Origin of the sequence: Pseudomonas mandelii, from assembly GCF_024138395.1 — a bacterium.
GTDB classification, from domain to species: Bacteria; Pseudomonadota; Gammaproteobacteria; order Pseudomonadales; family Pseudomonadaceae; genus Aquipseudomonas; species Aquipseudomonas mandelii_E.
On sequence record NZ_JAMYDU010000007.1, the window covers coordinates 128,411 to 155,137 of the forward strand.

General features: G+C 53.7%; 22 protein-coding genes. 7 read left to right on the forward strand and 15 right to left on the reverse strand.

From position 1 onward, the window contains the following. Positions 1–18 precede the first annotated feature (18 nt). From NHU87_RS13885 to NHU87_RS13910, 6 genes are all read right to left on the reverse strand, one after another. Positions 19–573, reverse strand: coding sequence for a YdeI/OmpD-associated family protein (locus NHU87_RS13885; protein WP_253549218.1), 555 nt, complete (start codon positions 571–573; stop codon positions 19–21). 404 nt (positions 574–977) lie between these two features. Continuing rightward, a complete protein-coding gene (locus tag NHU87_RS13890; protein WP_367399031.1) occupies positions 978–2,072 on the reverse strand; it encodes an NAD(P)/FAD-dependent oxidoreductase in 1,095 nt (364 codons plus the stop codon). Between the two features lie 83 nt (positions 2,073–2,155). Continuing rightward, positions 2,156–3,751, reverse strand: coding sequence for a DHA2 family efflux MFS transporter permease subunit (locus tag NHU87_RS13895; protein WP_253549222.1), 1,596 nt, complete (start codon positions 3,749–3,751; stop codon positions 2,156–2,158). Further along, positions 3,748–4,839 (reverse strand): HlyD family secretion protein, encoded by a 1,092-nt coding sequence (locus tag NHU87_RS13900; protein ID WP_253549224.1) that lies wholly within the window; start codon positions 4,837–4,839, stop codon positions 3,748–3,750. The genes NHU87_RS13895 and NHU87_RS13900 overlap by 4 nt, the downstream gene beginning before the upstream one ends. A 98-nt stretch (positions 4,840–4,937) precedes the next feature. After that, on the reverse strand, positions 4,938–5,351 hold the full coding sequence (locus NHU87_RS13905) for a cupin domain-containing protein (protein ID WP_253549232.1): 414 nt from the start codon (positions 5,349–5,351) through the stop codon (positions 4,938–4,940). Positions 5,352–5,433: 82 nt separating this feature from the next. Continuing rightward, on the reverse strand, positions 5,434–6,195 hold the full coding sequence (locus tag NHU87_RS13910; RefSeq protein ID WP_253549234.1) for an SDR family oxidoreductase: 762 nt from the start codon (positions 6,193–6,195) through the stop codon (positions 5,434–5,436). A 239-nt stretch (positions 6,196–6,434) separates the two neighbouring features. On the opposite strand from NHU87_RS13910, the gene NHU87_RS13915 reads away from it, so the two are divergent. Both NHU87_RS13915 and NHU87_RS13920 read left to right on the forward strand, forming a co-directional pair. Beyond that, complete coding sequence (locus NHU87_RS13915) at positions 6,435–8,009, forward strand: winged helix-turn-helix domain-containing protein (RefSeq protein ID WP_253549237.1); 1,575 nt, start codon at positions 6,435–6,437, stop codon at positions 8,007–8,009. Positions 8,010–8,424: 415 nt separating this feature from the next. After that, on the forward strand, positions 8,425–9,585 hold the full coding sequence (locus tag NHU87_RS13920; RefSeq protein WP_253549240.1) for a hypothetical protein: 1,161 nt from the start codon (positions 8,425–8,427) through the stop codon (positions 9,583–9,585). A 130-nt stretch (positions 9,586–9,715) separates the two neighbouring features. On the opposite strand, the gene NHU87_RS13925 is transcribed toward NHU87_RS13920, so the two are convergent. Next, positions 9,716–10,048 (reverse strand): hypothetical protein, encoded by a 333-nt coding sequence (locus NHU87_RS13925; protein WP_253549243.1) that lies wholly within the window; start codon positions 10,046–10,048, stop codon positions 9,716–9,718. An 83-nt stretch (positions 10,049–10,131) separates the two neighbouring features. On the opposite strand from NHU87_RS13925, the gene NHU87_RS13930 reads away from it, so the two are divergent. Beyond that, positions 10,132–11,184, forward strand: a complete 1,053-nt coding sequence (locus NHU87_RS13930; protein WP_253549246.1) for an alpha/beta hydrolase family protein — start codon at positions 10,132–10,134, stop codon at positions 11,182–11,184. A gap of 161 nt (positions 11,185–11,345) precedes the next feature. Here the strand turns inward: NHU87_RS13930 and NHU87_RS13935 are convergent, their stop codons facing one another. The 4 genes from NHU87_RS13935 to NHU87_RS13950 form a co-directional block, all read right to left on the reverse strand. Next, positions 11,346–12,260, reverse strand: coding sequence for a hypothetical protein (locus NHU87_RS13935; RefSeq protein ID WP_253549264.1), 915 nt, complete (start codon positions 12,258–12,260; stop codon positions 11,346–11,348). A gap of 176 nt (positions 12,261–12,436) precedes the next feature. Then, positions 12,437–13,363, reverse strand: coding sequence for a hypothetical protein (locus NHU87_RS13940; protein WP_253549268.1), 927 nt, complete (start codon positions 13,361–13,363; stop codon positions 12,437–12,439). 272 nt (positions 13,364–13,635) lie between these two features. Then, positions 13,636–14,673 (reverse strand): hypothetical protein, encoded by a 1,038-nt coding sequence (locus NHU87_RS13945; RefSeq protein WP_253549271.1) that lies wholly within the window; start codon positions 14,671–14,673, stop codon positions 13,636–13,638. Positions 14,674–14,754: 81 nt separating this feature from the next. After that, positions 14,755–17,847 (reverse strand): TrlF family AAA-like ATPase, encoded by a 3,093-nt coding sequence (locus NHU87_RS13950; protein ID WP_253549274.1) that lies wholly within the window; start codon positions 17,845–17,847, stop codon positions 14,755–14,757. Between the two features lie 454 nt (positions 17,848–18,301). Between NHU87_RS13950 and NHU87_RS13955 the strand changes: the two genes are divergently transcribed. From NHU87_RS13955 to NHU87_RS13965, 3 genes are all read left to right on the forward strand, one after another. After that, the gene (locus NHU87_RS13955; RefSeq protein ID WP_253549277.1) at positions 18,302–18,487 is read left to right on the forward strand and encodes a hypothetical protein; all 186 of its coding nucleotides are present in this window, start codon (positions 18,302–18,304) and stop codon (positions 18,485–18,487) included. A gap of 712 nt (positions 18,488–19,199) precedes the next feature. Continuing rightward, positions 19,200–19,562 carry a DUF6124 family protein gene (locus NHU87_RS13960; protein WP_253549280.1) on the forward strand — a complete coding sequence of 121 codons (363 nt, stop codon included), beginning with the start codon at positions 19,200–19,202 and terminating at the stop codon, positions 19,560–19,562. 291 nt (positions 19,563–19,853) lie between these two features. After that, positions 19,854–20,477: a hypothetical protein gene (locus tag NHU87_RS13965; protein WP_253549283.1), complete on the forward strand. Its 624-nt coding sequence runs from the start codon at positions 19,854–19,856 to the stop codon at positions 20,475–20,477. Between the two features lie 178 nt (positions 20,478–20,655). On the opposite strand, the gene mqo is transcribed toward NHU87_RS13965, so the two are convergent. The 4 genes from mqo to NHU87_RS13985 form a co-directional block, all read right to left on the reverse strand. Then, complete coding sequence (mqo, locus tag NHU87_RS13970; RefSeq protein ID WP_253549286.1) at positions 20,656–22,302, reverse strand: malate dehydrogenase (quinone); 1,647 nt, start codon at positions 22,300–22,302, stop codon at positions 20,656–20,658. 317 nt (positions 22,303–22,619) lie between these two features. Beyond that, positions 22,620–23,330, reverse strand: a complete 711-nt coding sequence (locus NHU87_RS13975; RefSeq protein WP_253549289.1) for a GNAT family N-acetyltransferase — start codon at positions 23,328–23,330, stop codon at positions 22,620–22,622. Between the two features lie 77 nt (positions 23,331–23,407). After that, entirely contained in the window at positions 23,408–23,977 is a 570-nt protein-coding gene (locus NHU87_RS13980; RefSeq protein WP_253549292.1) for a YceI family protein, read from the reverse strand. A 305-nt stretch (positions 23,978–24,282) separates the two neighbouring features. Beyond that, on the reverse strand, positions 24,283–25,614 hold the full coding sequence (locus tag NHU87_RS13985) for a PLP-dependent aminotransferase family protein (protein WP_253549295.1): 1,332 nt from the start codon (positions 25,612–25,614) through the stop codon (positions 24,283–24,285). A gap of 88 nt (positions 25,615–25,702) precedes the next feature. Here NHU87_RS13985 and NHU87_RS13990 point away from each other — a divergent pair, with 88 nt between their 5' ends. After that, positions 25,703–26,599, forward strand: a complete 897-nt coding sequence (locus NHU87_RS13990; protein ID WP_253549299.1) for a DMT family transporter — start codon at positions 25,703–25,705, stop codon at positions 26,597–26,599. Positions 26,600–26,727 lie beyond the last annotated feature (128 nt).

The window sequence follows — 26,727 nt, forward strand, 5'->3', positions numbered from 1 at the left end:
CCGACCGCATTTCTCCATTTAAAAATTTTCTGCCTCGGGCGCACGGAAGGCCTTACTGTAGTAGCCAGACTGGTCGAAACAGCAAACCTGCTTCTTGCCGGATGCAAGCATATCGCAGGCATCACCAATTCGTTTTGCGCGCGTCTTAAGTTGCTTGGCTGAAGTAATCCAGTGTATCCAGTCTATTCGTGCGATGGTCGTCGTATTGTTCCAGACTTTATGAGCCTCAGGACTGGCTGCCAGTGCCTCCTGAAAATCTGGTGGGATGTCAGGCTCGGGTTCCTTCTTCACAGGGGTTAGCTCTAGTGTAACGATATCCCCAACGGCCGCGCCTGCGGCTTCGTATAACTCTCTACTTACCTGCAGCCAATGGCTCAGCTGACCATCCGGCTCAAGGGTTGCCTGGAAATGGTGCCCATCGATTGTGCCTTCAACTGTCGTCCTTCCTCGCCTCGGAAGCTGTTCACTCGCGTCTCTTGGCAGTACTACGAACGCCCACGACGTATCATTACCAGGCTTTGCCGGACGAAGAAGCTTTGCTTCGAATCGGGATTTCACATCGATTGTTGTCATTGCAACGCCTCCACCTAATACGCCTAACTACTATTTGGCGACATCACTGTCGCGTTTAAACGCGACAGTGATGTCGTATAACGTTCCTTGTCGTCCTGCAAGCCCTTGTCTAGCCAGGAGGAATTGCAGCAAACGCGACATAGCCCAGGGAGAAACGCGACATGGATGACGCCAAGCTCAGTTGCGGTAAAGATCCAGTGTAGAAGGTTGACGCTAACTATTTGCCACTAGTCTGTCCAGCGGCTGCTATCGGTCGATTAAAAGTCATCGGCTAATCGGTCCCGCTTTGCACATCACCGCAAACCCGTAGCTGTTGGCAAAACACGCTCTCTAGCGCGAAGCGGTGATCCCTTTGTTCATCCGTCGCGCTTCTACACCCGATAGCTGCCTCATAAGAGGATCTACTACGCTTGGAAGAATCGATCAGGACGGCATGGGCAAAGGGCACTGGACGCCTTGTCATCGATGATCTCCTCGCTGGCAAGACGCCCAACTACCGCCGCCAAAGTAATTCCAGGGTGCATTGCACAAACGTAAACGCCGCCCACTTTTGGTAGATAACCGATGACGGGGATGCCATCGGCAGGCATGGGCCTGAGTCCGACACAAGCCCATTCCGGATCTATGGAAACAACCCCATGGAGTTCGTTCTGGATTGTCTTGGCAGTTCGAAGCGCTATCGCTGCCGGCTGATTTTCCATGGCGTCGTCCAGGTAATCTTCTGCCGCAATCAACGCACCGTCCGAACTTTGCCTCACTTCCATTTCAGGGCTGGAGATGAGGGTGTGCACGAGGTTGGGTTGTGACTTGTAACGGATGAAAATGGCAGGCGAGGCCTCTATTGGCAGGGGCACTTCAAGCATGTCTGTCAGCTTCGTAGTGCCTGTCCCGGCTGCCAATACGACAATATCGGCATCGATGATGCCTATTGTTGTTTTGACTCCGGTCACCTTTGCATTCTGGGTTACAAAACCGAGAACTCGCGTCTGAGTGAGAATTTTCGCCCCACATGCCTCGGCACCTGCGATTAACGCATGCGAAACTGCCACTGCGTCCAGCGCCCCTTCTTCAGCCGCATATAAAGCAGACTGAGGAGGGTTTTTGAGATTTGGTTCAAGATCGAGAATCTGCGATCGAGACACCAGGTTTGCCGAAGCTTGGTTACCTGAAACCGGCAGCGCTCCACTCGACATCACGCTGTAAGACAAGGCGCCTGTCCATCGTATCTTCAGGCCAGACAGCTGCGTTTCGAGTCGGCGATACTCCTTGATTGCAGAACCGCGCAGTTGTGCAATTGGGTCAGGTTCGGGGTGAGAGGTATTGATCCAGGCGAATGAACTGCCAGTCACTCCCGAAGCTATATCTTCAGCCTCGACCAAGGTGACATTCGCGCCTTTACCGACCAAGTGATACGCCAATGACGCGCCCACGATGCCTGCACCAACGACAACGACTCGTTTGCCCCGACCATTTTCCATACCAACCTCCGTTCTGTCGATGTTCCGATGGTACGACAGCTGGATGATTTCATGACATGGGATCCTGATCGTTCAGGGCGCTTTTGGAGTGGGCCGGGAATGCCTCACGCTACTGCTCGTGAAGCGCGCACTTTCTCGTATCGCGAGAATCCGATCTTGATGCCGACCAGAATGGGGGCAGCGATTACAAAAAGCAGGGCCACGGCGATGAACGCTGTGTCGAAGGCAATCACCGTGGATTGACTTGTCACTAACCGACCCAGAAGGCTCGTCGCTGCCCGGCCAGCGGCCACTGCATCCATTCCTTTCCCCATCAGCATGGCGGTCGTGGTCGTCATCCGCTCGATGACCGCGGCCCCGCCTGGGGTGACGTTGGCGCCGAGGACCACAGCATTGGTGACGATGTTGTGGTCAATCAGTGTCTGGAGCCCTGCGACCCCAATAAGGCCACCTAACTGGCGCCCCGTATTGAAAAGGCCTATTCCACTCGCGAGGTTTCGGCTGTTGAGGTGGCTGAAAGCGATCAGCGTGATCGATAAAAACAGAAAGCCAAGCCCCAATCCGCGCAACAGGATGGCGGCCATCATGTCGTCCGCGCCGCTTTCGCTGGTCGAACCGGACAGCATCCACATCGCTACCATAATCATCAGAATTCCAAAGGGCACGGTGGCAACCGGCGGAACGCGGCGGACCTGCATGAGCCAGGCTGAGATCAAGAGCCCACCGATAAAAAACCCACCACTGGGCAACAGGAGCTGACCGGCATCGGTAGGCGTGAAACCGAGGACGGACAGAGCGAATGCCGGAATCAGAAACGCGCTGCCGAACAAAGCGGCACCGGCGACAAAACTGACGATAAAGGCGAAGGAGAAATCGCTCGATTTGAACAGGGTGAAGTCGAGCAGCCCCTGCTCTTTGGCCAACACTTGTTGGCCGAGAAATCCCAGCAGAGCGGCTGCGCCGATCACGGTTAGCCACAGGATGCGAGGCTCCTCGAACCAGTCCCATCGGCTGCCTTGGCTGAGAACGTAGGTGAAACAGAACAGGGTGGCAGCGATCAGCGAGAAACCGATCCAGTCAAACGGACGGTGCCGGACCTTGGCGGGCAGCGGGCCGTCTGCGATCAGCAAAAGTCCGCTAGCCGCCAAGGCAATCGGGACAACGCTGAAGAAGATCCATGTCCAGGATTGGCTATCGATCAACCACCCTTGAAGCGCCGGGGCGAGCGTCGCGGGCGCGACCACGGAGCCCATGGCAAACAGGGCCTGGAGGATTGGCTGTTGAGACCTCGGATAAGCGCGAAATATGATCGTTTGGCCCCCCACCAGCAGAGTGCCGCCGGCGAAGCCCTGAATCACCCGAAGTGCAATCAACAGATCCAGCCGAGCGGTGATGGCGGCCATGCCGCATGCCAGGCCCATGACCAGGGTTGAGCCGATGATCACATGACGCGCAGCGAAACGGTTCATCAGCCAAGGGGCAGTCATGAAGCCGATCAGCTTGAGCGCGAGGTAGCCGATATCCAGCCAGGCAAACTCATCGGGCGTTGCAGAGGTGTCGCCGATGATGTCGCTGCGCCCGAGCGACAGAACGGTGCTGGTGATCGCTTCCGTCAGCGTGGCAAGCACGATGCCCGCCATGAGCAGAACACCGGTCGTAGCGCTGGCGTTACTCCGCCTGGCGGTGGCAACCGTGTTCATGAGCCGCCCCCTTGCGCAACCTCGACGCGCGCGGACAGGCCCGGCACGATGCGGCCCGGCAACGGGTTGTGGGCAAGCCGGATCTTTACCGGAACCCGCTGCACGACACGCACGAAGTTTCCTGTGGCATTGTCTGCGGGAAGCAAACTGAACGCCGACCCACTCCCCGGTGCAAAGCTGTCGACCACGCCTTCAAGCGCCTCGTTCGGGTAGCCGTCGACCGTGATGCGCACGCGCTGACCGGGCCGGATATGTTCGAGCTGGGTCTCCTTGAAATTCGCCACGACCCACACATCATTGACCGGCACGATATCGAGCAAGGCTGCACCCGGCGTAACGTACCGGCCGACGCGGACCTGACGGTTACCGACAACGCCATCGACAGGCGCGTGTACCACGGTGCTGTCGAGATCGATCTGGGCGAGATCACGCGCGGCCTGTGCCTGAGCCACAGCAGCAACGGCAGCTTCTCGCTGGGCCACAAGGACGGCGATGCGTTGCTGTTGAGCCTCGACCGTGGCCGAAGCGGCCGATACCGTCGCCTCGGCTCTGGAGCGTGCCGTGCCGGTTTCATCGACGAGAGCCTGGCTGACCGCGTTGCTGACGATAAGTTTTTGGCTGCGATCATGGGTCTTGGTCGCCAGATTCATTTCGGCGCCGGCCGAGCGTCGCTGGGCTTCGGCCTGTCGAATCAGGCTACGCTGAAGCCGGGTTTCGGCATCGACATGGGTCAGGCGAGCCTCGGCAGCGCTGACATTGGCCACTGCCTGCGCGAGCCGTGCGCGATAGTCCCGATCGTCAATCCGGAACAGGACATCCCCCGCCCGGACGGTCTGGTTGTCCTCGACCTCTACCGCCGTGACATAGCCGGCAACCTTGGCCGCGAGCGAGGTGAGATCGCCGCGCACATAAGCGTTATCGGTGGAGGTCGCACCGCTCGACAACGCCATGGCCCAACCGCCAGCCAAGACCACCACGGCACCGATACACAGCAGAATGCCGATCATCTTTCTCTTGCTTTGCCGCGCCACCACGACAGGGGTCTCGTCGCTTGCGCCGGTGGCGACCTTGTCCTGAAGCGAGTTCATGTTCTCATTTCCTGTTCAATGCCAAGGACCTGCAACAACCGCAGGACGGCAGTGATCTGCCGCCCGGCTGTCGAGCGTCGATGAGCGCGTTGATCGGCTCACTTTTTAATAGGTGTAACGAGCTCCTTCTCGTTGGTGTCGAGGACAAACACCGCCAGCAGGCGTGCGGGTTTCGTGTCGCTGGCGTTGGCGCTGACTTCGTGCACGGAGCCCGGCTCCTCTACGAAGTTTTCGCCGACGTTGTAGATCTTTTCCGGCTCGCCTTTGACTTTTATGCGAAACGAGCCCTCCAGGACCGTTGCATAAATGAAGGCCGTTTTCGGATGGGTGTGGGACGGCGACGCGGCGCCCGGCCCGTACTCGACCAGCACGCCCTTCATGCTCTTGCCCGAGATGTTGGGAATGGGACGGTCGAATACGACCGACACCTTGCCGGCGGGCGGCTCGGCGGCCGACGCTGCGCTGATCGACAGCGCTGCGAAGGCAGCGGCCAAGAGATATCGGGTAAACATGGCAATGCTCCTTTATGCGTATGTGTTGTGATGGCGCGGCCCGTTACCGAGCCGACGCTTGCCTGATGTGTCTTGGGGAGCCTCAGCGCCCCGCCTGGGCCGTCGACTGAGCGAGCCAGTCCTCGAAGCGGATCGCCCCCAGGCGCGGGTTCTTGCCGGGTGTCAGCGATTGATCGTCGAGCACCGAACCGAAGTAACGCGCGTGCACATCCGGCACAACTTTGCGCGTGTCCTGAGTGGCACGCAGGAAGCGCCGGACCAGTTCGTCGAGTGGCATCGCCTCGGGTCCCGCGACTTCGACCGTGCCATTGACCGGCGCTGCCAGTGTGACCTCGGCGAGCGCCGCCACCACGTCGTCGGACGCCATCGGCTGGATCAGCGCCGGCGACAGGTAAATCTCCTCGCCGACGGTGGCCGCCTGCGCGATGCCACCGACAAACTCGAAGAACTGCGTGGCACGCAAAATGGTGTAAGGAATGCCGGACGCCTTGATGAGGTTTTCCTGCGCGACCTTGGCCCGGAAATAACCGTTTTCGGGAAGCCGCTCACTGCCGACGATCGACAGGGCAACGTGATGACGAACCCCGGCGGCCGCCTCCGCAGCCAACAAGTTACGGCTCGACGTTTCGAAGAAGTCGAGAACGGCCTGGTCCTCCCACGAAGGCGCGTTCGCCACGTCGACGACAATATCGGCGCCATCCATCGCCTGGGCCAGGCCCTCGCGGGTGATGCTGTTCACGCCCGTGCTGGGGGCGGCTGCGAGTGCGTCATGGCCGCGCTCGCGGAGGATATTCACAAGTTTCGATCCGATGAGGCCAGTGCCTCCAATGACGACGATCTTCATGGTTTCTCTCCACTTCTCGACTGCACCATTGCTGTCGACATAGAGGAAGAGTGCCTGCGCGCGTCAGGCAAGTCCTTGTGCCGGCCTTGGGTTTGCCTTCAGGGAAGCTTGGTTTTTCGTCCATAAAAACAGCTATTCAATGGGTATCTCTTGCCGCGGGCGCTGCCGTATTATCGATACCACTTACCACCGCCAGCTCGGACACGGAGTCGAGGGCGCTCGACCAGGGGATCCTCATCTTGCAATTCGTGTTTGAAGACTACGTGCTCGATCAGGAGCGCCGGGAACTGACCTTGCGCGGGCAAGTCATGGCTGTCGGGCCACAGGTCTTCGATCTATTGCTGCAACTCGTCAGCAATCGCGATCGCGTCGTCAGCAAGGACGACCTGCTCAAGGCCGTGTGGGGCGGTCGGATCGTCTCGGAGTCGACCATCACCAGCCACATCAATGCGGTGCGCAAGGCCATCGGCGATACCGGCGAGGAGCAGCGCCTGGTGCGCACGGTCCCCCGCAAGGGATACCGCTTCGTCGGCGAGATCAAGGTCGGTGAGATCGGCGAAACGCGACAGCCTGACGGCCCAGGCATCGGTGAACGCGCGTTTGACCCGCTCGTCCTGCCGGACAAACCTTCCATTACCGTCCTGCCCTTCCACAACCTGAGCGGCGATCCCGAGCAGGAGTATTTCGCCGACGGCATGGTAGAGGACATCATCGCCGCCCTGTCGCGTATCCGCTGGCTGTTCGTCATCGCGCGCAATTCGAGCTTCACCTACAAGGGTCGGGCCGTGGACGTCCAGGGCGTCGGCCAGACACTCGGCGTGCGCTACGTGCTGGAAGGTAGCGTGCGCAAGTCCGGGAACAAGATACGCATCACCGGGCAGCTCATCGACGTGACGACCGGGACGCATATCTGGGCCGAGCGCTTCGAAGGCATGCTCCACGACATCTTCGAGCTGCAGGATCAAATCGCCGAAAGCGTCGTCGGCGCCATAGCGCCGCAGCTGGAACGGGCGGAAATCGAGCGCGCCAAGCGCAAACCAACGGAAAGCCTGGACGCTTACGACTATTACCTGCGCGGAATGGCGAAACTGCACAACGGCACCCGCGAAGCCATCGACCAAGCGCTGCCGTTGTTCTACAAGGCCATCGAACTCGATCCAGAGTTTGCATCGGCCTACGGCATGGCAGCCTGGTGCCACTTCTGGCGCAAGTTGAATGGCTGGATGACCGATCGGCCTCGAGAAATCGCCGAAGGCGCACGACTCGCGCGTCTGGCGGTGGAACTCGGCCGGGATGATGCGGTGGCGCTGACGCGAGGCGGCCATGCACTTGCCCACCTCGCCGGCGATATCGATGGCGGCATTGCCCTGCTCGACCGGGCACGCCTGCTCAACCCCAACCTCGCCCCCGCCTGGTTCCTCGGCGGCATCCTGCGCGCGCTGCGCGGCGAAACAGACGCCGCCATCGAGAATCTGACCCATGCCGTTCGCTTGAGCCCAGTGGATCCGGAAATGTTCAGAATGCAGGTCGGCATGGCGCTCGCGCACTTCTTCGCCGGGCGCTTCGAACCCGCTGCTGCCTGGGCGGAAAAGGCGCTGAGAAACCTGCCCTGCCTCCTGGTATCGGTTGCCCTGCTGGCGGCCAGTCACGCGCTCAGCGGACACATGGACAAAGCGAAACAGGCGATGCAGCGTTTGCATGAACTGGATCCGTCTTTGCGCGTTTCTAACCTGAAGGACTGGCTGCCAATCCAGCGTCCCGAGGATTTTGCGCGGTTCGCTGATGGGTTGCGGCTGGCTGGGTTGCCTGAGTGACTGCGGTACAGCGAGCTGCGAATTGCTTGCTAAAGCCAACGCGGGAATTCCCTACTGTAGGAGCTGCCGAAGGCTGCGATCTTTTGATCTTTCAATCTGAAAAACAAAAGCCCCGCCCCACCTAATGGAGCAGAGCTTCTTACTGCACATCACAATGAACCAAAGCCCTCACCTACTCCTGCGGATCATCCTGATCCAGCAGGTATTTGGCGTCAAAAAACAGAAGTCGCGCGATTACAGCTGAGGGGGTGGGGCGTGAAATACAGGCCTATGATTTATATGGATTTTTAAAAAAGTCGGAATTGGTAGCGCAGAGTTATCCAGAGACTTCTATTATTTCGTTATCGCCGAACTCGGTCTAATCACTGTTATGCGTCAGCGACAAGCCCTTAATCAACAATTAAAGGAGCGTAACATGTCGATAAAAAAAATAATTGCCTTACTCGTGCTCACTTTTAGCTTTTTCGGAGTTACGAGTTGTGCCGACATAAGAAATTATTCAGAAATTTCAAGCGAAAGAAACAAGAGCATTGTATCTGATATTGACTATTATGACTTTGCATACAATATAGATATTATTGTGCTTCCCGCAGAAATAAAAACCAAAGGAAATATAGATATAGACAATAACGTTGGCGAATTACAAATTTCAAACTGGGGAACTGTTATCAAGGATGCGACTCAGAAAGAAATTCACAACAGCAATCGCTTTATCGAGTTTGGGAAGTACAGTGGCCGCATTGAAATAAGCGCCGAAGTATCTTCAGTGTCTATAAGCAACGCTTGGGGTGGCATTCGATCGAAGTGCAATGTTGTTTACACGTATAAAGATTTAGTGGCAGGAAAAATACTCTCCCAGCATGAGAGTGCCATTGAAGTAATGGCGCTACCCATTGCCATACCAAAATCCGGAAACAGTTTTGTTTACAGCCTTGATCAACTTACATATGCTGTTGTTCGTGAGGCGATTATTGGTCTCATTCGGTTGTCGCCTGTTGCTGATATTCAGCTAACACAGAGACAAGTGAAGTTTTATAATTTAAATATTAAAAATAAACCCAATCAAATTATTAGCTATATTCCGATCGACAATCTTATTCACAAGAATAAAAAAGAACTAAACTCTGCTTTTTCAACGGCTAAGAAAATGCAAAAAAACAGTAACAAATTGGCGAAGAAAAATAAATCAAAAGCTAAAGTAGACGCCGTCTCTGCTCCCGCCACCCCTCCTCTGGAATCTAACATAGCTAGTGATACAGCCACCGCAAACACCGTTAAATCGAGTGAAAACTCTGTCAGTCAGAATTCTAAAAACGCTAAGACAAGTTATGACGACAGTGGATATATAGCCATTCCGGGGCACTATCAACCTCAAAACGAGGTATCGGCAGAGCAAGAAAGAGCAATGGATGAATGTTTAAAAAAGGAAAATTTAAAGTTACAAGAAGCGATTGACAATGCCGCTTCGCATACTGGATATACAGCCGTTGCGGGACTCTATCAACCTCTAAACAAGATAGCGGCAGAGCAAGAAAGAGCAATGGACGAATGCTTGAAGGAGAAAAAAGCAATTTGACGTCTACGATTCACTCGGGCTGTGTCCTTGTTCTATTGGTGTGTGTTCGCAACTATCACCGTAGACCAAGGCCAGCTTTTTTTTATTTTTTGCGGCCACATCAGCTAGTTAGCGGCTAAGTAAGTGCCATTCAAATCAGTCCCCTTTTTCCAGCGGCGTGTTTCCAACCTGAAGGAATGGCTGCCAATCCAGCGTCCTGAGGATTTTGCGCGGTTTGTTGATGGGTTGCGGCTGGCTGGGTTGACTGAGTGAGTGCGGTCTGGTGGATTGCGAATGGCTGACCGTAGGAGCTGCCGAAGGCTGCGATCTTTTGATCTTTCGATCTGAAAAACAAAAAAGCCCCGTCACGCTGAAGCAACGCCCTCACCTGCGGATCAACCTGAATAAAGACCGTTAACGATGGAAAGCTATGCGCGGCGGTTCGAGTGTGGGCTTTAATGTCCGTGCTTATATGCAGCCACATTAGCTTCGACTCCCTACGAAGGCGGATGCGCCTAACGGCGGATTCAGGTGGCTATGCACTTGTCTATCAAGGAAGAAACGACATTGAAAATAGCTTTTGGCGCCCTGCTGTTGACCTGGCTGACGACTATCGCACTCGCTGACGAGAACCCTGTCGGCTTCCACTCTTCCACACTGGCGGACTCGCACAATGACCGCGCACTGGAGATGGTCGTTTGGTACCCCAGTGCAACTACCGCCGCCACGCAATTGATCGGCGATGATGCGGTGTTCGTTGGTGCTTCTGCCGTTCGTGACGCGCCGCCCGCTGCTGGCAAGCATCCATTGTTGGTGCTCTCCCACGGGTACAGAGGTAACTGGAGCAACCAGATCTGGCTTGCCAGTGCTCTGGCCCATAGGGGTTACATCGTTGCCGCAATCAATCACCCTGGCACCACCACTCATGACCGTAGCCCTCAAGCAGCGGCGCAGTTATGGCAGCGGCCCGTTGATGTGCGCCGAGCCATTGATAGGGTCACGACTCAACCTGAAAAATTCGGCTTGGTCGCTAATGATCGAATTGCAGTAGTGGGCCATTCACTCGGCGGCTGGACCGCTCTGGAGATCGCCGGTGCTCGTTTCGATCCAGACCGCTTCGCCCATGACTGCAAAGCCCACCCGCAGTTATCAAGTTGCACCGTCTATGAAAAGATAAACCCCGCAAGCACCTCCGAATCAAAGGCTGCGTTGGCCGCCGATTTGCGCGATAAACGCGTCACTGCTGTGGTTACATTGGACTTGGGCCTTTCACGGGGCCTGACCGATGAAAGCCTGGCCGCGCTGCCGGTACCAGCGCTGGTGATCGCTGCCGGCGTACCGTCGCGCGAGCTTCCCGCTGAGTTGGAGTCTGCCAACCTGGCCAAACGCCTGCCGGCGGCGTCAAGCCGTTACGTCGAAATCAGCGACGCAAGCCATTTCAGCTTCTTGTCGGTGTGCAAACCTGGCGCGCAGGTAATGCTCGAAGAAGAAGTACCAGGCGATGGCATCATTTGCCGGGATGGCGACAGCGCTCGCCCGCGTGGGGTGATTCAACAGCAGATTACAACGCTGATAGCGGAGTTTCTTCAGTCATCTATCTACGAAGAAGACAGTTTGTAAACTCGTGGTACGAGAACTGCCGCAGCTCAACAAAAAACTCGCTGGAGCAGTTTCAGCGCCCGCGCAATCTGTCAGATGAGTTGGCCAGGATGAGCGCTGTGGGTCGGAAGCGGTCGGTTGCGATTCTATTGCATAGAAAAACAGAAGGGGCAGATTTATTTTCATGTTTTTGTGCCGAAATTAATTTTTGCAGTTCGCTGAATGATTATTGAGTCATTTGGAATCTCTAATCTGGTGGCTGTGTCTGCCGATCGCATTTCGATGAGAGTTGAATTTCCAACCCCTCTAAAAATCACAGTGGCACCCTCAAAAGCTTTGAAGTTTTCAACTTTTGAGTCTTTTGGGCTAGGCAATAAGTTTGAATATGGCGTCTTTACAAGGATGGTTGTATTTTCGATGCGGATTTTTGCTAGATTCATTGCGACTTTTAGCAAGTCTGACGTTACTCCACCCATAAAAATAGGAACTATTAAGATAATTCCAGCTAGCATAACTCTGTTCTTCCTTATTTTTTTTAGGTTGAACTGCGTTTCGCTTTCCTGCGGGACGGGAACAATGGAGGTCCTAGGCTGAGGCTGTGCTGACATTATTTTATTGCTTTGCTCCGCAAAGGCGGAATACATAATATATTGGAAGACTGGTAACAGAATTAAAGGCATGTGTTCAACAAAATTCCTTCGGGCGAGAAAATAAATCGTAGCTATTCCGCAGGCGCCAAAAAAAACTGATGGGAAGTTTATTTTTTGAAGGGTAAACGCCGGATCGCTATTTTTTATGTCGAGTTTTTTTCTAGCCCATGCGATCGAGTTTATAGCTGGTATAAGTATTGGTGATAGCAGAATCCCTGCGGCGGTAATAGATACTGAAAAATAAAGGCAAACGATGCCGAAACAAAAAGCTGCGACTAAAAATAGCAGGCCATCCCCAATTGATACACCTTGAGGGTAGTGTCCATTAATCAGTAGATAGCTAACAATAGCTCCCCCGCCCGTCAGAAGCCCGATTTTTGCTGATAGGGACAGTAATTTAGTTATAATATCTATTTGTTTTTCAAGTTCTGTTTGTGTATTTGTCATCATTCATTCCTCAGCTTTAGTAGTTTGCAAGACTTGTGTATTGACTAGAAGCCTAAAGTTTGATCGATCCTAGAAGATGCCTTCGTGCGGCCGCTTCTGGCCGATAACGGCCCTTTCACTACTAAAATTGATCCTATTTGTGCATCACCCATGACAGCCATTAATTGATGCATAGTCTAAACAAGACTGACCAGCTCGATTTTTTGAATTCTTTGAGCAGAGTTAATAGTATCGAACTCGCGATCGATCGTTTGCGGTACGATGCCGTCAATAACCTCAATGCCAAGAAGATTCCTCAGCGGTATCAGTGATTGAGGAAATGTGGATTCCAACACAAGGATCGATCTCGCGATTTGAGGGCGTGCTTCAGCGAGCAAAACTGCGTCCATAACAGCTCTGTATTTAACGCATTGGAATAGCCCCCTTACAATGTCAGATTCCGCAGAGACTGCAGATTTGACCTCCGCAGCTACCCAAACCGCTTTACTATTGAACGAGACGTCAAGGCTGTCACCAGATGGTAACCGGTGTTCGGTCACTCCCGCTGGGATGTTAGAGCTGAGCCCGATGACACGCGGGTTACATGCAACATAGTCTTTGAGCGCTTTATGATCCTCGCTCTCTCCAGCGCCGTAGCCCTCACTGGCTTTTTTTAAGACAGGTGAAAAGTCGCACGCTACTGGCTCAAGCGAAAGCGCTTTAAGAACTTCATCCCATCGAGAAAAGGAAAAAACGTGCGCAAGTTCTGCCTCAACAATGACACGCTTCTGGCGAAGCGGAAGTGCTGAAAAGTCCTCTTTTTTCACGAGAAACCAACCAATGCCCTCTCCTGGCAGGCCGGTGTTTTTGTTGATCACGAGACACTGAAGAGGTGGAACCTTTACCTCCCATATCTTTGAGAGACGTTCTAACGATTGGCCAATGCTCCCAAGGACATAATTAAGGTTGCGCGGGTTAGGCATCCCCAGTTCTTCGGCAAGATCGGAATAAAAAACTGGGACACCCGCCTGTGCTTGACGAACAAGCAGAGGAAGCGCGGCGCGGGCACGTATTTGGTAGGTCTTATCACCTGAAATTGGCTCAGAAATCTTCGCGGTACTCATTTCTCTCCTTGAATATATGGTTGGACGCCATGTCTCGGAAGACAGCTATGAGCGTATCTATCCAGGATCGAGAGTAGCCTATGGCTATCATTTGCAGCAAGGTCCGCTATAGATTGCAGCCCTTCACGACAGACAGCTATCGACCAAAAGCAGCCATTACAGCTCATAGACGTCGCGGTACGCTTGGACTAGGTCTGTAATCAGCATTTTCCAAAGGGTCAAAATTGCAAGACGGAGCGTCATCAACACGACTAGCGCACTGGAGGAAAACTCTATGCACGTTCGAGAGGCTTCGCATCAAGTCGCTGTATTACATTGAACAAAAACATGTAAAGACCTAAATATCCTTGCTGGGCTTCGGCAAGCGTGACATCCGCGTGAACCCCTTTCGAAGCAATATCGTTAAGCTTTTTTGCAAATGTCAGTAGATGATCTAATTCAGCACGAAGGAGATCTGTCGATGTTGATCGTTTAAATTTGACATGGATAAACTCATGCAACCGATTCAAATACTGTTCATCTCCCATCTTACGCTCAACACCATCATTGCATCTAACAACGCTATCAGTTGCTGGATAGAAGTAATCCGCGACAGATTTTAGCGCCCTCCTAACTTGCGTTAGTAGCAGTGAAAGATCTTCTGACGAGTCAGAACTTATTAGCTGATTCGCCTTATGAATTTTTTGATAAACCTCCTCTGATCTAGCCCGAAAATAGTTCATTACGTCATTTTGCGTTTTTTCCAGATAGCTCTTTGTCGTAGACTGAATGGCCAATTGACGCTCTATCTGAATGGCGAAGTTTAAGCATTTGTTCAGAACGCGAGTTTTAATTATATTGATAGATTTGATACGCAGCCGAAACTCACTTTTGATGGACTGATATCTATCTGTAAATGCAGCGCTGTCATATTCTCCCATAGAGGCCGGAAGAGCCAAATCATTGATAGATTTTTCACACTGGTCAAGCTCAACTGGGAAGTCTCCAACAGAAACAATTAGCACTCTCTTGTTGTCATCCCCAGTTGCCGGCGCGCCGTTTGGACCAAAAGGCAAAGTTCTAGAATCCAGCCATCTCTCTGCTGACTGCGACATCAAATAGCTGAAGGCTTCCTGTTTTAAATGGGACACGTCCTCGTATAGAACGCGCGATACTTCAGCGCGGTCTTCAATGAGATCTCTCAAAAAAAGAGCCGTACTCATATGGTCGTTTAGATATCTAGACAGTCGCAGGCTCGCGCGTACAGCCTTATCCACATCCCCGTTTTCGATGTGATCAAATATGCGCGCAACTAATTCTGACGGAACCATGTTTTTTTCCAATTGTTTTTTGTTCTTGACACACCAACGAGATGCGCCCCCATTTAACATGTCGAGCTAATCCGTCAAACCCTAGTGCAAACCGATATATTTAGCATCTCGTTTATCAAATGCAGGTCTAGTACCCTCTAAAATATCAATAATCTTCTTGTTGATACCAGAATCCTCAATCGACCCGCTTATATATGTGATTTTATTTCCCGCTTCTTTCTGCATTTCAGCACAAATTACTTGCTCGGCGTCGCACACGACTGCAAGATTTGGATTGTGCGTAACCAGTATTATTTGGCGCCGCTTCTTGGCCTCTTTCACACAGGGTACCAGAATCTTATAGACAGTATTGTTGTCAAGGTTTTCTTCGGGCTGATCGATAATTAGCGGAATATCGTCCCGATCAATGAGCAGATAGAATATCAATAGCAAGTTGCCGCGCTCACCAGGGGAAAGTTGCTCTAACGTTTTTCCGTCCCAGCGTAAATTATAAACCGGCTGAAGATAACCCAAACCAAATATAAAATCATATATATCACTAGTGGATATACCGGCTGCCAGCTGCTCTTCCAACTCTACTGCGGCACCATTTCTTCCCTCTCGCTGGTCGCTATGTATGGCTATTATCACGGACTTCAGGAAATCCACCACACTCGGCAACAAATCAAAATCAGTGACTTCTATAAGCTTTTTCAGTTGCTCAGTGCCATCTTCACTCCCTGAAAAACTACCGATTTTCCGTTGATTAATATATTTCAAAAAGAGGGCAGAAAACTTTTGCTCGGTAATCGCCACGTTGAAGGCAAGCTTAAACTGCTGGCTTTGTGCAAGGGGATGTTCCCCTAGAAATCGTTGAACTGCTCCGTAGTATTTGCCATAGTCGTTTCGTAAGGCCTCTTTAGCTGAAAAAATTTCCGATGCCTTCAAAATCTGTTGCTCACGCAGGCCAGCTGCTTGCTCCTGAAGCTGCGGTAATAAAGCGATCTGATTCTCTATGTGAGCCAGCGAACCAGGCTGGTCAACAGATCCAACTAAATTTATCTTTTCCTGCTCCCACAACCGCACTGACGCCTTATATGCCTCGTAGGCACGTTCAGGCGCGCTAAGCTCTTGCGCCAGAGTCGATATATCCAGCTCGATCTTCGCTTTGGCAACATTCGGGCTGGCCGGGTTATTTTCATCCAGCATGGCGTTAATTTCGCTCACAGTTTTTACAGCTTCTGCTACGATTCTTTCAACCTTAAATTTTGTTATTTCAACCTTCACCAACTCTTGCCAATTTAAGCCAAGTTCTTCCAAATCTTGACGAGAATCCGCTTCGACAGCGGAAACTTGTCTTTCTAAATTTGATATTTTCCCTAAGAGCCTCTCCCCTACGACCCTTGTAGATGTGGCTTCACGTGTTGAGGTCGCAGCGATTGCTATGACTTTATCCAACGCAACAATTGATTCCTGATGCTCTTTTATCTTTGTGGACACAGCAGCAGTTAATTCCGCATTCGCTGGATCAGCAGAGGGCTCGGTTTGGTCAGCTGGACGCAACAACTCATGAGCTTCGATCTCGCGCTTTTTGGCCAGAAGCAACTCCTTCAGGTGCTTTCTATAACTGCTTGCAAGTTGGCCTTCACAGCTAGCGAGTGCTCTATTGATGCCCTTCAGTTGCTCAACAAGAAGGTCGATGGTTTTATTGTTTTCTTCTGATCTATGATCCAATAAGAGATCTAATGTCGAAAATCCTTGTTGCTCCGCCACCGGCACGTGAGAAAAAATTACGTGCTGAAGCTCATCATAAAATTTGCTCCCTCGGCCCTTGCTCACTTCATTGCATATTGATTCCAAATAATCTTGAGGAATATATTTTACAAGTTCTACCGCTCCCTCGGGCGGTAGGCTATCAAGAGATACTGGTCCCAGACGTTGGTCGTCGCCCCACAGAGCTGACGCTTCAAAATGCCGTGCTCTATTAGCTTTACGGTCACGAAACCTCTCAGTTGATAAGAAACTAAAGGTTTCATGTCTTGGGGTATTGCCTATCAGGCCTAGCACGTCCGCCAAAGCACTTTTGCCACTGCCTTTATTACCTATGATTGCTATTAATTCAGGATTTAGCGGCGTTACTCCGTCGAACCAAACTTCTTCATAGGCAGAGCCAACTTTCTTACTTATCGAAATCTCTTTTAGGACCTTTGTGGGCCTACCTCGTATGGAAGTTAGGCTAGGTGGGCAAATGCCAATGTACACGCGACTATCTGGCTCATTGAGTACTTGGAGCAAACCTCTAAATGTGGGGTCCGCCTTAATCCAGGTATATCTATCTTGATCCGGCTCAAACATCTCTTCATATGTATGAGCGTCGGAGCTATGAATGCAAGGCTTTGGCTGACCGAATTCAGCAATAAATTCATCGGCCGAATTATGGAGAGTTCCCAGAGCGAAGTCTCGAGTTTTCGCGTTGCTAGATACTAGCGCATGCGATTTCTGGATCATGACCTTTCTAGTCAGATGCCCTTGCCCATCCCAGTTGACCTTGGATAGGTCTTCATCGCACGGCACACAAAAAAAATGCTTATCTGAAAACTTTGACTTTTGGCGGCTTATCACATCAGTAACCTGAGTGTGATCGATAGTAGCCTGCATCATTCCAACGAATAAGTCGCTATGCTCGGCAAATTTAGCATGATGTGCTTTAAGTGACTTTCCTAGGCGCTCCAAATTTCTTCGCGTTAGCGACTCTTTCTGGTCTAATCCGCCTGCAATACCTTCACTTGTAAAACTCAATTGCGCCAAAAAGTCCTCCGCGATTTCGTCTGGAGAGACCTCATCAGAGAATATGACGTGATAGTTAACTCGGTTTCCGTCGACTAGAACACTCGTACGCAGCTCGACGTTGGCAAAGAGCTTAACCAGCTTTGCTTTTTCGTAGAATTCTTCGCCGACTATCCTCTTCAATAGCTCATCATTGGCCTGAATATCCCGTAGATATTTATAACCATCTACTACGAAATAATCCGCCACCCCTACCACAGCTACATTTTTCTCTACAGCCTTCCGAAAAAACTGTTGAGCGTAATACTCAAGGTCGTCGCCAAATCCATTGTTCAGAATTGAAAAGGGTGTGTGCACCTGAAGGTCCCACACCCTCCATTCCGCACCTTTAGGAAAATTGATCTGCATTACGGCACTCCCTGCTCGTTGTGTTGGTCCCTGATGCTAGCGCCGATTCCATATAAACAACACGTGATTTCATAGCGACTGGGAATTTTTCAACTTCAGCAGCGCTGGCAAAAAATCTCGCTCGATTCTTGTCGACGCAACCAGCCTTGGCCCCACGGATACCAGCGCGTTCAACGCGCTAGGCATGTCACAAGAACATATCGTTCAATGCAAGATCCGATTGTCGCCTGCCATCCCGCTCGGTCGACCGGCACGGCCCGTGTGGGATTTAAGGTTTGGAAACCTACTATCGTCCTTTCTTGTATACACAACGGGTAACTGCTTGGGTTGATCGCTGCCGTTCGACAGGCAGCTATCGGCCAGCTTTGGGTTGCCAGTCGCGACCGGCAAAAATCGGCCAGAAGCGGTCGTTCAGACGTGACTAGGAAAACCGATCAGGAGACACGAGGATCAAATGGACTTCATTTTTGATTTAGTAGCTCATCGCATTGGCGTTTATGTACTGCGATTGCTGAGTGGCGGCCGTTTCAAGGGAGAGAGTGGTTTCGCCTGGGGCTGGGCAGTCGTCGTCGGCGGCCTGATTTTGCTCTCTCCATTAGCAGCGTTGATAACCTGGCTCATCTATACCAGCGGTCCATAAACTGACGTCTGCTTTTGGCCGATTGCTGCCTGTCACGAAGGTCAGCAATCGGCCCATACCAGCGAGTCATGACATTTCTGAAAAATATATCAGTTCCCTTTTTCCTCCCATTACCTACGTACAGTTGCCATCTTTTTTCAACCCTGCACGGCTCCATTCAAAAGGACCGACGTAGCGTTCAGCGTCATACCCATTCGCCGGTGACTGATCCGGCATCGCCTACCAAAACCTCAATTAAACACCACGTCACCGCACACACGCCCGGATGGATTTCAAGCGGGCGGCAGATGCGGCCGCACCGCAACACAACCCTAAAAATGTCAGACGCTTCCCTTTTTTTGAAAGCGCTCACACGTTTAACGATGCGTGTTTAAAGACACCCGCCGTTACGTCCTAACGGCTACAACGCCTTGCGTCATTGCCTACGCGTGCGCCAGAATCCGCTGGCTTGTGCGGCTGTGGGGCAGGCTATATCGTTTCCCTGTCACTGAAAAACAGTGATCGGGTTTGGTAGCCCGCTGTGGTAGCCGTATGGCAACACCTTATGCAGTCTCTGTTTTGGACTCGCGTTTATATGGTGGTCATGCGTGGGGCTCCTTTGTGAGCGCCGGGTTTCCTACTGCAGCCGGTCTACCAACCCACGTATGGCCGCCACCCTTCGTTTGGTAGCGAGGGTGATGGCTCCTTAAAATCTGCGGAAGGAGTTTCATCTATGTTCAAAGTAACACCCAACCCGCCAGACACTGATCCGGCATCTCCCTACGAATCTAACGATTCAAAAAAATTTCACGAAGCCGCCGAACGCGCTCTCAATTTCTACCTCAACCCGGCAGCGGTCATGAATAACACCCCACGCAAACCCAGTACCATGTACATGGTTGCGCCGGATGTCGGCCATGAAGCCTTGCTGGTTCAAACGTGTGAGAACCTGGCCTCGGCCAGTGTCATGGCCAGCGACCTTGCTGCATTGGTAGAGGGCACCCAGCGCCATACCCTGCTGGCGCTTCAGCAAGTCGTCATGCTGGCTGAACTGGCGGTGAATCGAATGCTGGATAACTTCGTTCCACCCAAGTAAATCACTTAACCCTTTACCGAGAGGCTTGCCCCTCGGTAAAGGGCTTTGATAGTTGCAACGCGAACCTGAACGAGCCTGGTAGTAAATGTGTATGTGGGTTTTCTGGGCTATGTCCCACATTGAAGCGATGCAGATTTACTACCACTTTCTGGGTTTCGGAACGTATCGAACCAAGTTCCCAGAGGACTCGGAGCCCTACCCGGAGGCGTGGATAGCAGAGCAGCATGCGTATCTGTCAGCGCTCAAAAACAGCCAAGATTGATTGGTAATCTCAAGGATCGAGGAGAGGGAATGAGCATTTTCAGTCGCATCAAGACCTTCGTCAGGCGCGGTGCGCAAGAGCAAGTCGTCGGTTACTCCATTCCAGAGTTGAAGTCAGTTTTTACTGAGCATTTATCATGCCTCACTCTGCCGCTGACCGACTATCCGCAAGTGGTTTCTTTGGAGGATTTCGATGTCTCGGCCTATTACTCTGCTTTTTTAATCTGCGATGAAGACGTTCATAATTTTTCGGCGCTCATCGGATCGAATTTCGGATTCAAAACTGAAAAACCATTCAACGATCTTCCCGTAAAACGCTATTCCGACATCCGAGAAAACCACCACCTGATCTATTTCACATCCCACGGGGAATTTAATTCCGCAACGATCCGGATGGTTACGAACAGCGTTGAGTTCCTGAGCATCATTCAGAGCGAGAGACTGGCTGTTCCGCCACCCTGGGTAGCGTTTGAGGGATACAACCCTTCGTGGTGGGCAGGCGATATGCAAGGCGCTCAGGGCTATTACAACGACAATTACTTCGCCCCGTTTTTTACTAATTTAAGCGGAGCAGAAAGGGAAATTTATTACGAAAAATTCAACGCGACGAATGAATGGATAAAAAGCTTGGAATTGATGTACGACGTTGAGTGATCGTTCACCTTTCTGGGGCTGCTTCGCAGCCCAACAGGGCGATGCGGCGTTCCGACAAGCCCCCTCGCCACAAAAAATTCCTCAGCCTTAGCATTTCGTAATCTGCAAGATCGAATTCCAGACACAAAAAAGCCCACTGACCGTCACCGGTTCAGTGGGCTTTTGACAAGCCTTCTACTTACAAAGCCATATCAGTCGCAGCATTAGCCTTCGGCACTTTAGCCGGAGCAGCCGGAGCAGCAGCCGGAGCCGCTACCTGACCAATCACCGGCGGCGGAGTCAGCTGCAATACCTTGGAGGTATAAGCCCACTCTTCCGCAACTTTCGCAGGGTTGCTGTTCAGCTGAGTGCCATAGCTCGGCACGATCTGACGCAGCTTTTCCTGCCAGGCAGGGGTCGCAACCTTGTCCTTGAACACTTTCTGCAGCACGGTCAGCATGATCGGTGCAGCAGTCGAAGCGCCTGGCGATGCGCCCAGCAGACCAGCAATGGTGCCGTCAGCAGAAGCAACAATCTCGGTACCCAACTTCAGCACGCCACCAGCAGCTTCATCACGCTTGATGATTTGCACGCGTTGGCCGGCTTGCCACAGGCGCCAGTCTTCGGCTTTGGCGTTGGGGAAGTATTCTTTCAGGGCGTTGAGGCGGTCTTCGTCAGACAGCATCAGTTGGCCTGCAAGGTACTCGACCAGCGGGTATTCCTTGATGCCGACCTTGGTCATTGGCCACACGTTGTGTGTGGTCGTGGTGGTCAGCAGGTCCAGGTACGAGCCTTCTTTGAGGAACTTGGTGCTGAAGGTCGCGAATGGGCCAAACAGGATGACGCGCTTGCCGTCCAGCACGCGGGTGTCCAGGTGCGGAACCGACATTGGCGGTGCGCCAACGGAGGCTTTGCCGTAGGCCTTGGCCAGGTGTTGTTCGGCCAGGGTCGGGTTTTCGGTCACGAGGAACGAGCCGCCGACCGGGAAGCCTGCGTATTCCCGGGCTTCAGGAATGCCGGACTTCTGCAGCAGGTGCAGTGCACCGCCGCCCGCGCCGATGAAGACGAACTTGGCGTCGGTTTCGGTTTCGGTGCCGTCTTTCAGGTTTTTGTAGCTGACGCGCCAGCTGCCGTCTGCGTTCTTGGTGATGTCTTGCACTTCGCTAGACAGTTTCAAGTCGAACTTCGGTGTGGTTTGCAGGTGCGCGACGAACTGGCGGGTGATCTCGCCAAAGTTCATGTCGGTGCCGATCGGGCTCCAAGTGGCCGCGACTTTCTGGTTCGGGTCACGCCCTTCCATCATCAGCGGAACCCACTTCTTGATCACAGCTGGGTCTTCGGAGTACTGCATGCCGGCGAACAGCGGGCTTGCTTGCAGGGCTTCGTAGCGCTTTTTCAGGAATTTGATGTTGTCATCGCCCCACACAAAGCTCATGTGCGGAGTGGAGTTGATGAACGAACGCGGGTTCTTCAGCACGCCTTGCTGAACTTGCCAGGCCCAGAACTGACGGGAGATCTGGAAGGCTTCGTTGATTTCAACGGCTTTGGCAATCTGGACGTTGCCCTTATCGTCTTCCGGGGTGTAGTTCAACTCGGCCAGGGCGGAGTGACCGGTACCGGCGTTGTTCCAGCCGTTGGAGCTTTCCTGGGCGACGCCGTCGAGGCGCTCGACCATTTCCATCGACAGACCGGGTTCCAGCTCATTGAGCCAGACACCCAGCGTTGCACTCATGATGCCGCCGCCAATGAGCAGCACATCGACTTTCTTTGCCTCTTCCGCGTAAGCGGACGTGATCCCCATCGACAAAGCCAGCCCCAGCAGGGCCGTGTTCAGTTTTTTAAACATCTGTAGCACCTATGATAAACGTCATCCGCCTTCGATCCTCAATCATGAGCAACCCAGGTGTACGGGTACGCAGGCAGCGTGCCGTGGGTTTCTGCACTTACAAGGATTTGAAGGTGGGCACACAAGGCCGACGTGACTCCATCGACCTCAGTTATATGTCCCTCATGTGCTGATTTTTATCATTATTGGCTCAGCTACTTGAGCGACATTGATTCTGTCGGTACGTCTGTGGACGTACGAACTGAATAGTCAAACCAAGTTAGCGCGACAGAATATCACGCCTCGGCCAGCCTGCGCGCCCGAAAGGACTCAACAGTCTAGACGGGACGAGGCCCGCGCACTGCGTTTTCGCCCAAACGATTCAGCACAAACGCCTGCGCGTTGCGCGTCATTTGGTCGAGATGGCGGTCACGTTGCTTTTCTGCATCGATCATTGCCCGCTTCCCGTGTTTTTGCAGCAAGTACGTATGTATCTGCCGCACCTCCAAAGAACTGTAGATCGACGTGACATCCAGTAATCCCATCAAACCTTCGGTGCCATGATCACGGGTATTCATCAGCACTTGAGTGCCGCGCACACCCAGCACTTGAAAGCCCATCGATTCGAACCAGGGCACCTTGGTAACGGTGCAGGTCAGTTCGGCATGCGGGTAGCGGACGAGCATGTCTTGCAGCATCGCCCGGGCGACGCCGCGCCGCCGATGGCCGGCCTGCACCGCCATATACGCCACACCGCACGCTTCTGGATCGTCTTTGACTGGCAGGTACAGCAGAAAGCCGATGACCTTTTCAGGGTCTTCATCGTCCATTGCGACGATCAGTTCGACAGCGATGCTTTTGGCGCCACCAAGCGCTTCGAGGTAGAGATGAACCTCATAACCCACCGCGTATTGATACACGTTGTACAACGGGTTGCTCGGCGCGATGCCCACCATGCTGATGTCGGTTAAATTGTCGACGACCATCTGCAGGATCTGGCTGTTGATGGGCTCCGGGCACGGAGTGGCAAAGTGGGTGAGCTGGGGCATTGCGTTTCTGACTCCGGGTTAAGGCTTACTGAGCATCAGCCCCGCTATTGTCACAGATCGAGCCCCCTACAGGAAAATCACTGCTCGGGCGCGACGATGCGAAAGCGGATGCTGATGTCGTTGGAGACAACCTTGTCGCCCCACTCCCCTTCCCCGATATTGAAGTCGCTGCGTTTCACAACGATGTCGCCATCGAAGATCCCGATGGCATGTTCCGGCTTCAACTGCACCTTCACCTGCAACTCGCGCGTCATGCCCCTGAGCGTGAGGTTGCCGGTGATCAAGTAGCGTTGGTCGCCCAGTGCTTCCACCCCGGTCGATTCAAAGGTCGCCACCGGATACTTCGCCGTGTTGAACCAGGCAGGTTTTTGCAGCTCATTGTTGGCATCGCTGCCCCCGGCTTCGATGCTGGCAAGGTCGATGATCATCTTGGCTTGGGCCGATTCGGGGTTTTGCGTATCGAAATCGAGCGTGACGTCGAACTTGCCGAAGGTGCCGTACGCCCTGGAGCCGAACTGGTTATAGGTGAAAGATATCTTGCTAGCGGTGGTGTTGACTTGGGTGTATTCGACGGCGTGGGCGCTGGGCAAAGTGCCGACCAGGAGGATGGCGAGCAATGCGGCGAAACGCGGGAATCGAGGGGGCATGGGATTCTCCGGTTGAAGCGCCCTTCAGGGATTGAAGTACCACACCGACATGGCTGCGATAGCTGGACTTAAGCAAATAATTGCTGGTTACGCTAGGTGCGGGAATAAATGCGATCTGTAGCAGCTGGCGAAGCCTGCGTTCGGCTGTAGCAGCTGTCGAGCCCCAGCGAGGCTGCGTTCGGCTGCGAAGCAGTCGTAAAATCAGAGATTGCGGTACGTCAGGCAGACCGCATTGGCCGGATTCACGACTGCTTCGCAGCCTCGCTGGGGCTCGACAGCTGCTACAAGGATTGCGTAGCGGCTTATTACGAATACGCCCCAATCATCCACTTCACTTTTTCCAGCGCCTCCCGAAGCGCGCCCATTTCTACCGAACCCAGCGCCAGGCGAAACGCGTGCGGGACGTTGGCCGAAGTGGCAAACGGTTCAGCAGTTGAAACCGAGACATTTTCCCGCATCAACGCCATGGCGATCTGGTCGGCCCGTGCGTCTTCCGACAATGGCAGCCACAGAAAATACGACGATGGATGGCGAATGCAGCGCAGCCCCGCCAGTACCTCGCCGGCCACGACTTGCCTCGCTTGCGCGTCCTGACGCTTTTCAGCTTCCAGTTGCATGACGGTGCCGTCGTCGAGCCATGCAGTGGCGATCGCCGTCATCACGCCAGGGGTGTTCCAGGTGGTCGCTTTGATCGTGCGCTCCAGCGCGGGTACGTGTTGAAGAGGCGCGACGACGAAGCCTACGCGCAAGCCGGTGGCCACACTCTTGGAGAGCCCCGACACGTAAACCGTCCTCTCGGGGGCGAGTACCGCCAGCGGTGCGGGCGGATTTTCCGCCAGGAAGGCGTAAGCGGCGTCCTCGATGATCAGCAGCTCATGCCGGCGCGCAATCGTCACCAGATACTCGCGTTGATCGGCACTCATCACCCATCCCAGCGGATTGTGCAGGGTCGGCATTGTGTAAACGGCCCGCACGCGTCTATGCCGGCACAGGCTTTCCAGCGCCTCCAGATCAGGCCCGTGATCGAGCACCGGAATGGGCACGATTTCGAGGTGCAGTGAATCGGCCAGGGCCTTGAAGCCTGAATAGGTCAATGCATCCGCCGCAATCACGTCACCGGGTTGCAGCAGCGCCATCATTGTCACGGCCAGCCCCTGCTGGGCACCGGTGACGATCAGCACTTGGTCCGCCTCAACCGTCAAACCCCGGACTTGTAAATGGCGTGCCACAGAGGCGCGTTCGTGCGGGCGCCCCGCATGCGGCTGATAGCGCAGCAGCGATTCCAGATCGCCGGCCGCTGCGAGCTGGCGCAGGGCATTTCTCAATAGCTCTGCCTGCCCGGGAAGCGCCGGATAGTTGAAGTTCAGGTCGGTCATGCCAGCGGCAACCGCATGCTGGTCGATTGCCTGGTTTGGCGACCATGAGGTTTCCCGGACGAACGTCCCCCGCCCCGCTTCCCCGCTGACCAGTCCCATGGCTTCCAGCTCCGCATAGACCCGGGTTGCCGTCACCAGAGCCAGCCCTTCGGTTGCCGCCAACTGACGGTGGGGCGGCAAGCGCGTGCCCGGCAACAGTCGTCCTGAACGGATATCCGCCGCAAACGCATCCACCAGTGATTTGTAGCGTGAACGAGGCATGCGCAAGTGTATCCATGACAATATTTTGATTGTATTGAGTTTCGTCCATACGATGCCTCCCATGCAACCTGCATAAAGGGGATCCTCAATGGAACGCACATCGAACCTGCAAACCCACACCACGGAAAAGACCGCGAGCGGCTGGCTCAACGGGTTCATTGGCGTGCTCATTTTCAGCGGCTCGCTGCCCGCGACACGGGTGGCCGTTCTGGAATTTGACCCGATCTTTTTGACGGTTGCCCGGGCCAGTATCGCAGCCCTTCTGGCGCTGTGCATGCTGCTGCTTTTCAACGAGAAACGGCCGGCCAAAAGTCAGCTTGTTTCTCTGGCAATCGTGGCTCTGGGCGTTGTATTGGGGTTTCCGCTGCTGACGGCGCTGGCGCTGCAATATGTGACGTCCGCGCATTCCATCGTCTTCGTTGGCCTGCTGCCATTGGCCACCGCAGCCTTCGGGGTCTGGCGCGGTGGCGAACGTCCGCGGCCGGTTTTCTGGGTTTTCTCGGTGCTGGGAAGCCTGCTGGTGGTGGGGTTTGCCGTCTCCCAAGGCCTGACCGCCTCTCCTGCCGGAGACATCCTGATGTTGCTGGCCATCCTCGCCTGCGGACTGGGCTATGCCGAAGGGGCGAAGCTTTCGAGAACACTGGGCGGCTGGCAGGTGATTTCCTGGGCCCTGGTGCTGTCGTTGCCCGTCATGATCCCGCTGACCTGGTTCCTGGCCCCGCCTTCGCTCTCGGGAATCACCCCGACCGCATGGTTCAGCCTGGCTTATGTCTCACTGTTCAGCATGTTTCTTGGCTTCGTGTTCTGGTACCGCGGGCTGGCTCAGGGCGGGATTGCCGCCGTCGGTCAGCTGCAACTGCTGCAGCCGTTTTTTGGCCTGGCGCTCGCGGCCACGCTGCTGCATGAGCACGTCAGCCTTGGCATGTTGGGTGTGACCGTTGCGGTGATCCTTTGCGTGGTCGGTGCGCGCAAGTTCTCGAGATAGACGATTCGCATCAGAAACCGACTGTTGGTCGGCCTGGGGGCCGCAGGAAGACTAATCTTTTAAGGCAAGGCCTGAATTTGTCGTGATGGACCGGCCTCCAAGATGTTCCCGGTTCACCGTCGTACTCG

What these genes read in the sequence shown, in the direction of transcription:
- NHU87_RS13885 (WP_253549218.1), bottom strand. Translation starts at nt 573, where the DNA reads ATGACAACAATCGATGTGAAATCCCGATTCGAAGCAAAGCTTCTTCGT.
- NHU87_RS13895 (WP_253549222.1), bottom strand. Translation starts at nt 3,751, where the DNA reads ATGAACACGGTTGCCACCGCCAGGCGGAGTAACGCCAGCGCTACGACC.
- NHU87_RS13900 (WP_253549224.1), bottom strand. Translation starts at nt 4,839, where the DNA reads ATGAACTCGCTTCAGGACAAGGTCGCCACCGGCGCAAGCGACGAGACC.
- NHU87_RS13905 (WP_253549232.1), bottom strand. Translation starts at nt 5,351, where the DNA reads ATGTTTACCCGATATCTCTTGGCCGCTGCCTTCGCAGCGCTGTCGATC.
- NHU87_RS13910 (WP_253549234.1), bottom strand. Translation starts at nt 6,195, where the DNA reads ATGAAGATCGTCGTCATTGGAGGCACTGGCCTCATCGGATCGAAACTT.
- NHU87_RS13920 (WP_253549240.1), top strand. Translation starts at nt 8,425, where the DNA reads ATGTCGATAAAAAAAATAATTGCCTTACTCGTGCTCACTTTTAGCTTT.
- NHU87_RS13925 (WP_253549243.1), bottom strand. Translation starts at nt 10,048, where the DNA reads ATGTGGCTGCATATAAGCACGGACATTAAAGCCCACACTCGAACCGCC.
- NHU87_RS13935 (WP_253549264.1), bottom strand. Translation starts at nt 12,260, where the DNA reads ATGACAAATACACAAACAGAACTTGAAAAACAAATAGATATTATAACT.
- NHU87_RS13940 (WP_253549268.1), bottom strand. Translation starts at nt 13,363, where the DNA reads ATGAGTACCGCGAAGATTTCTGAGCCAATTTCAGGTGATAAGACCTAC.
- NHU87_RS13945 (WP_253549271.1), bottom strand. Translation starts at nt 14,673, where the DNA reads ATGGTTCCGTCAGAATTAGTTGCGCGCATATTTGATCACATCGAAAAC.
- NHU87_RS13950 (WP_253549274.1), bottom strand. Translation starts at nt 17,847, where the DNA reads ATGCAGATCAATTTTCCTAAAGGTGCGGAATGGAGGGTGTGGGACCTT.
- NHU87_RS13955 (WP_253549277.1), top strand. Translation starts at nt 18,302, where the DNA reads ATGGACTTCATTTTTGATTTAGTAGCTCATCGCATTGGCGTTTATGTA.
- NHU87_RS13960 (WP_253549280.1), top strand. Translation starts at nt 19,200, where the DNA reads ATGTTCAAAGTAACACCCAACCCGCCAGACACTGATCCGGCATCTCCC.
- NHU87_RS13965 (WP_253549283.1), top strand. Translation starts at nt 19,854, where the DNA reads ATGAGCATTTTCAGTCGCATCAAGACCTTCGTCAGGCGCGGTGCGCAA.
- mqo (WP_253549286.1), bottom strand. Translation starts at nt 22,302, where the DNA reads ATGTTTAAAAAACTGAACACGGCCCTGCTGGGGCTGGCTTTGTCGATG.
- NHU87_RS13975 (WP_253549289.1), bottom strand. Translation starts at nt 23,330, where the DNA reads ATGCCCCAGCTCACCCACTTTGCCACTCCGTGCCCGGAGCCCATCAAC.
- NHU87_RS13980 (WP_253549292.1), bottom strand. Translation starts at nt 23,977, where the DNA reads ATGCCCCCTCGATTCCCGCGTTTCGCCGCATTGCTCGCCATCCTCCTG.
- NHU87_RS13985 (WP_253549295.1), bottom strand. Translation starts at nt 25,614, where the DNA reads ATGCCTCGTTCACGCTACAAATCACTGGTGGATGCGTTTGCGGCGGAT.
- NHU87_RS13990 (WP_253549299.1), top strand. Translation starts at nt 25,703, where the DNA reads ATGGAACGCACATCGAACCTGCAAACCCACACCACGGAAAAGACCGCG.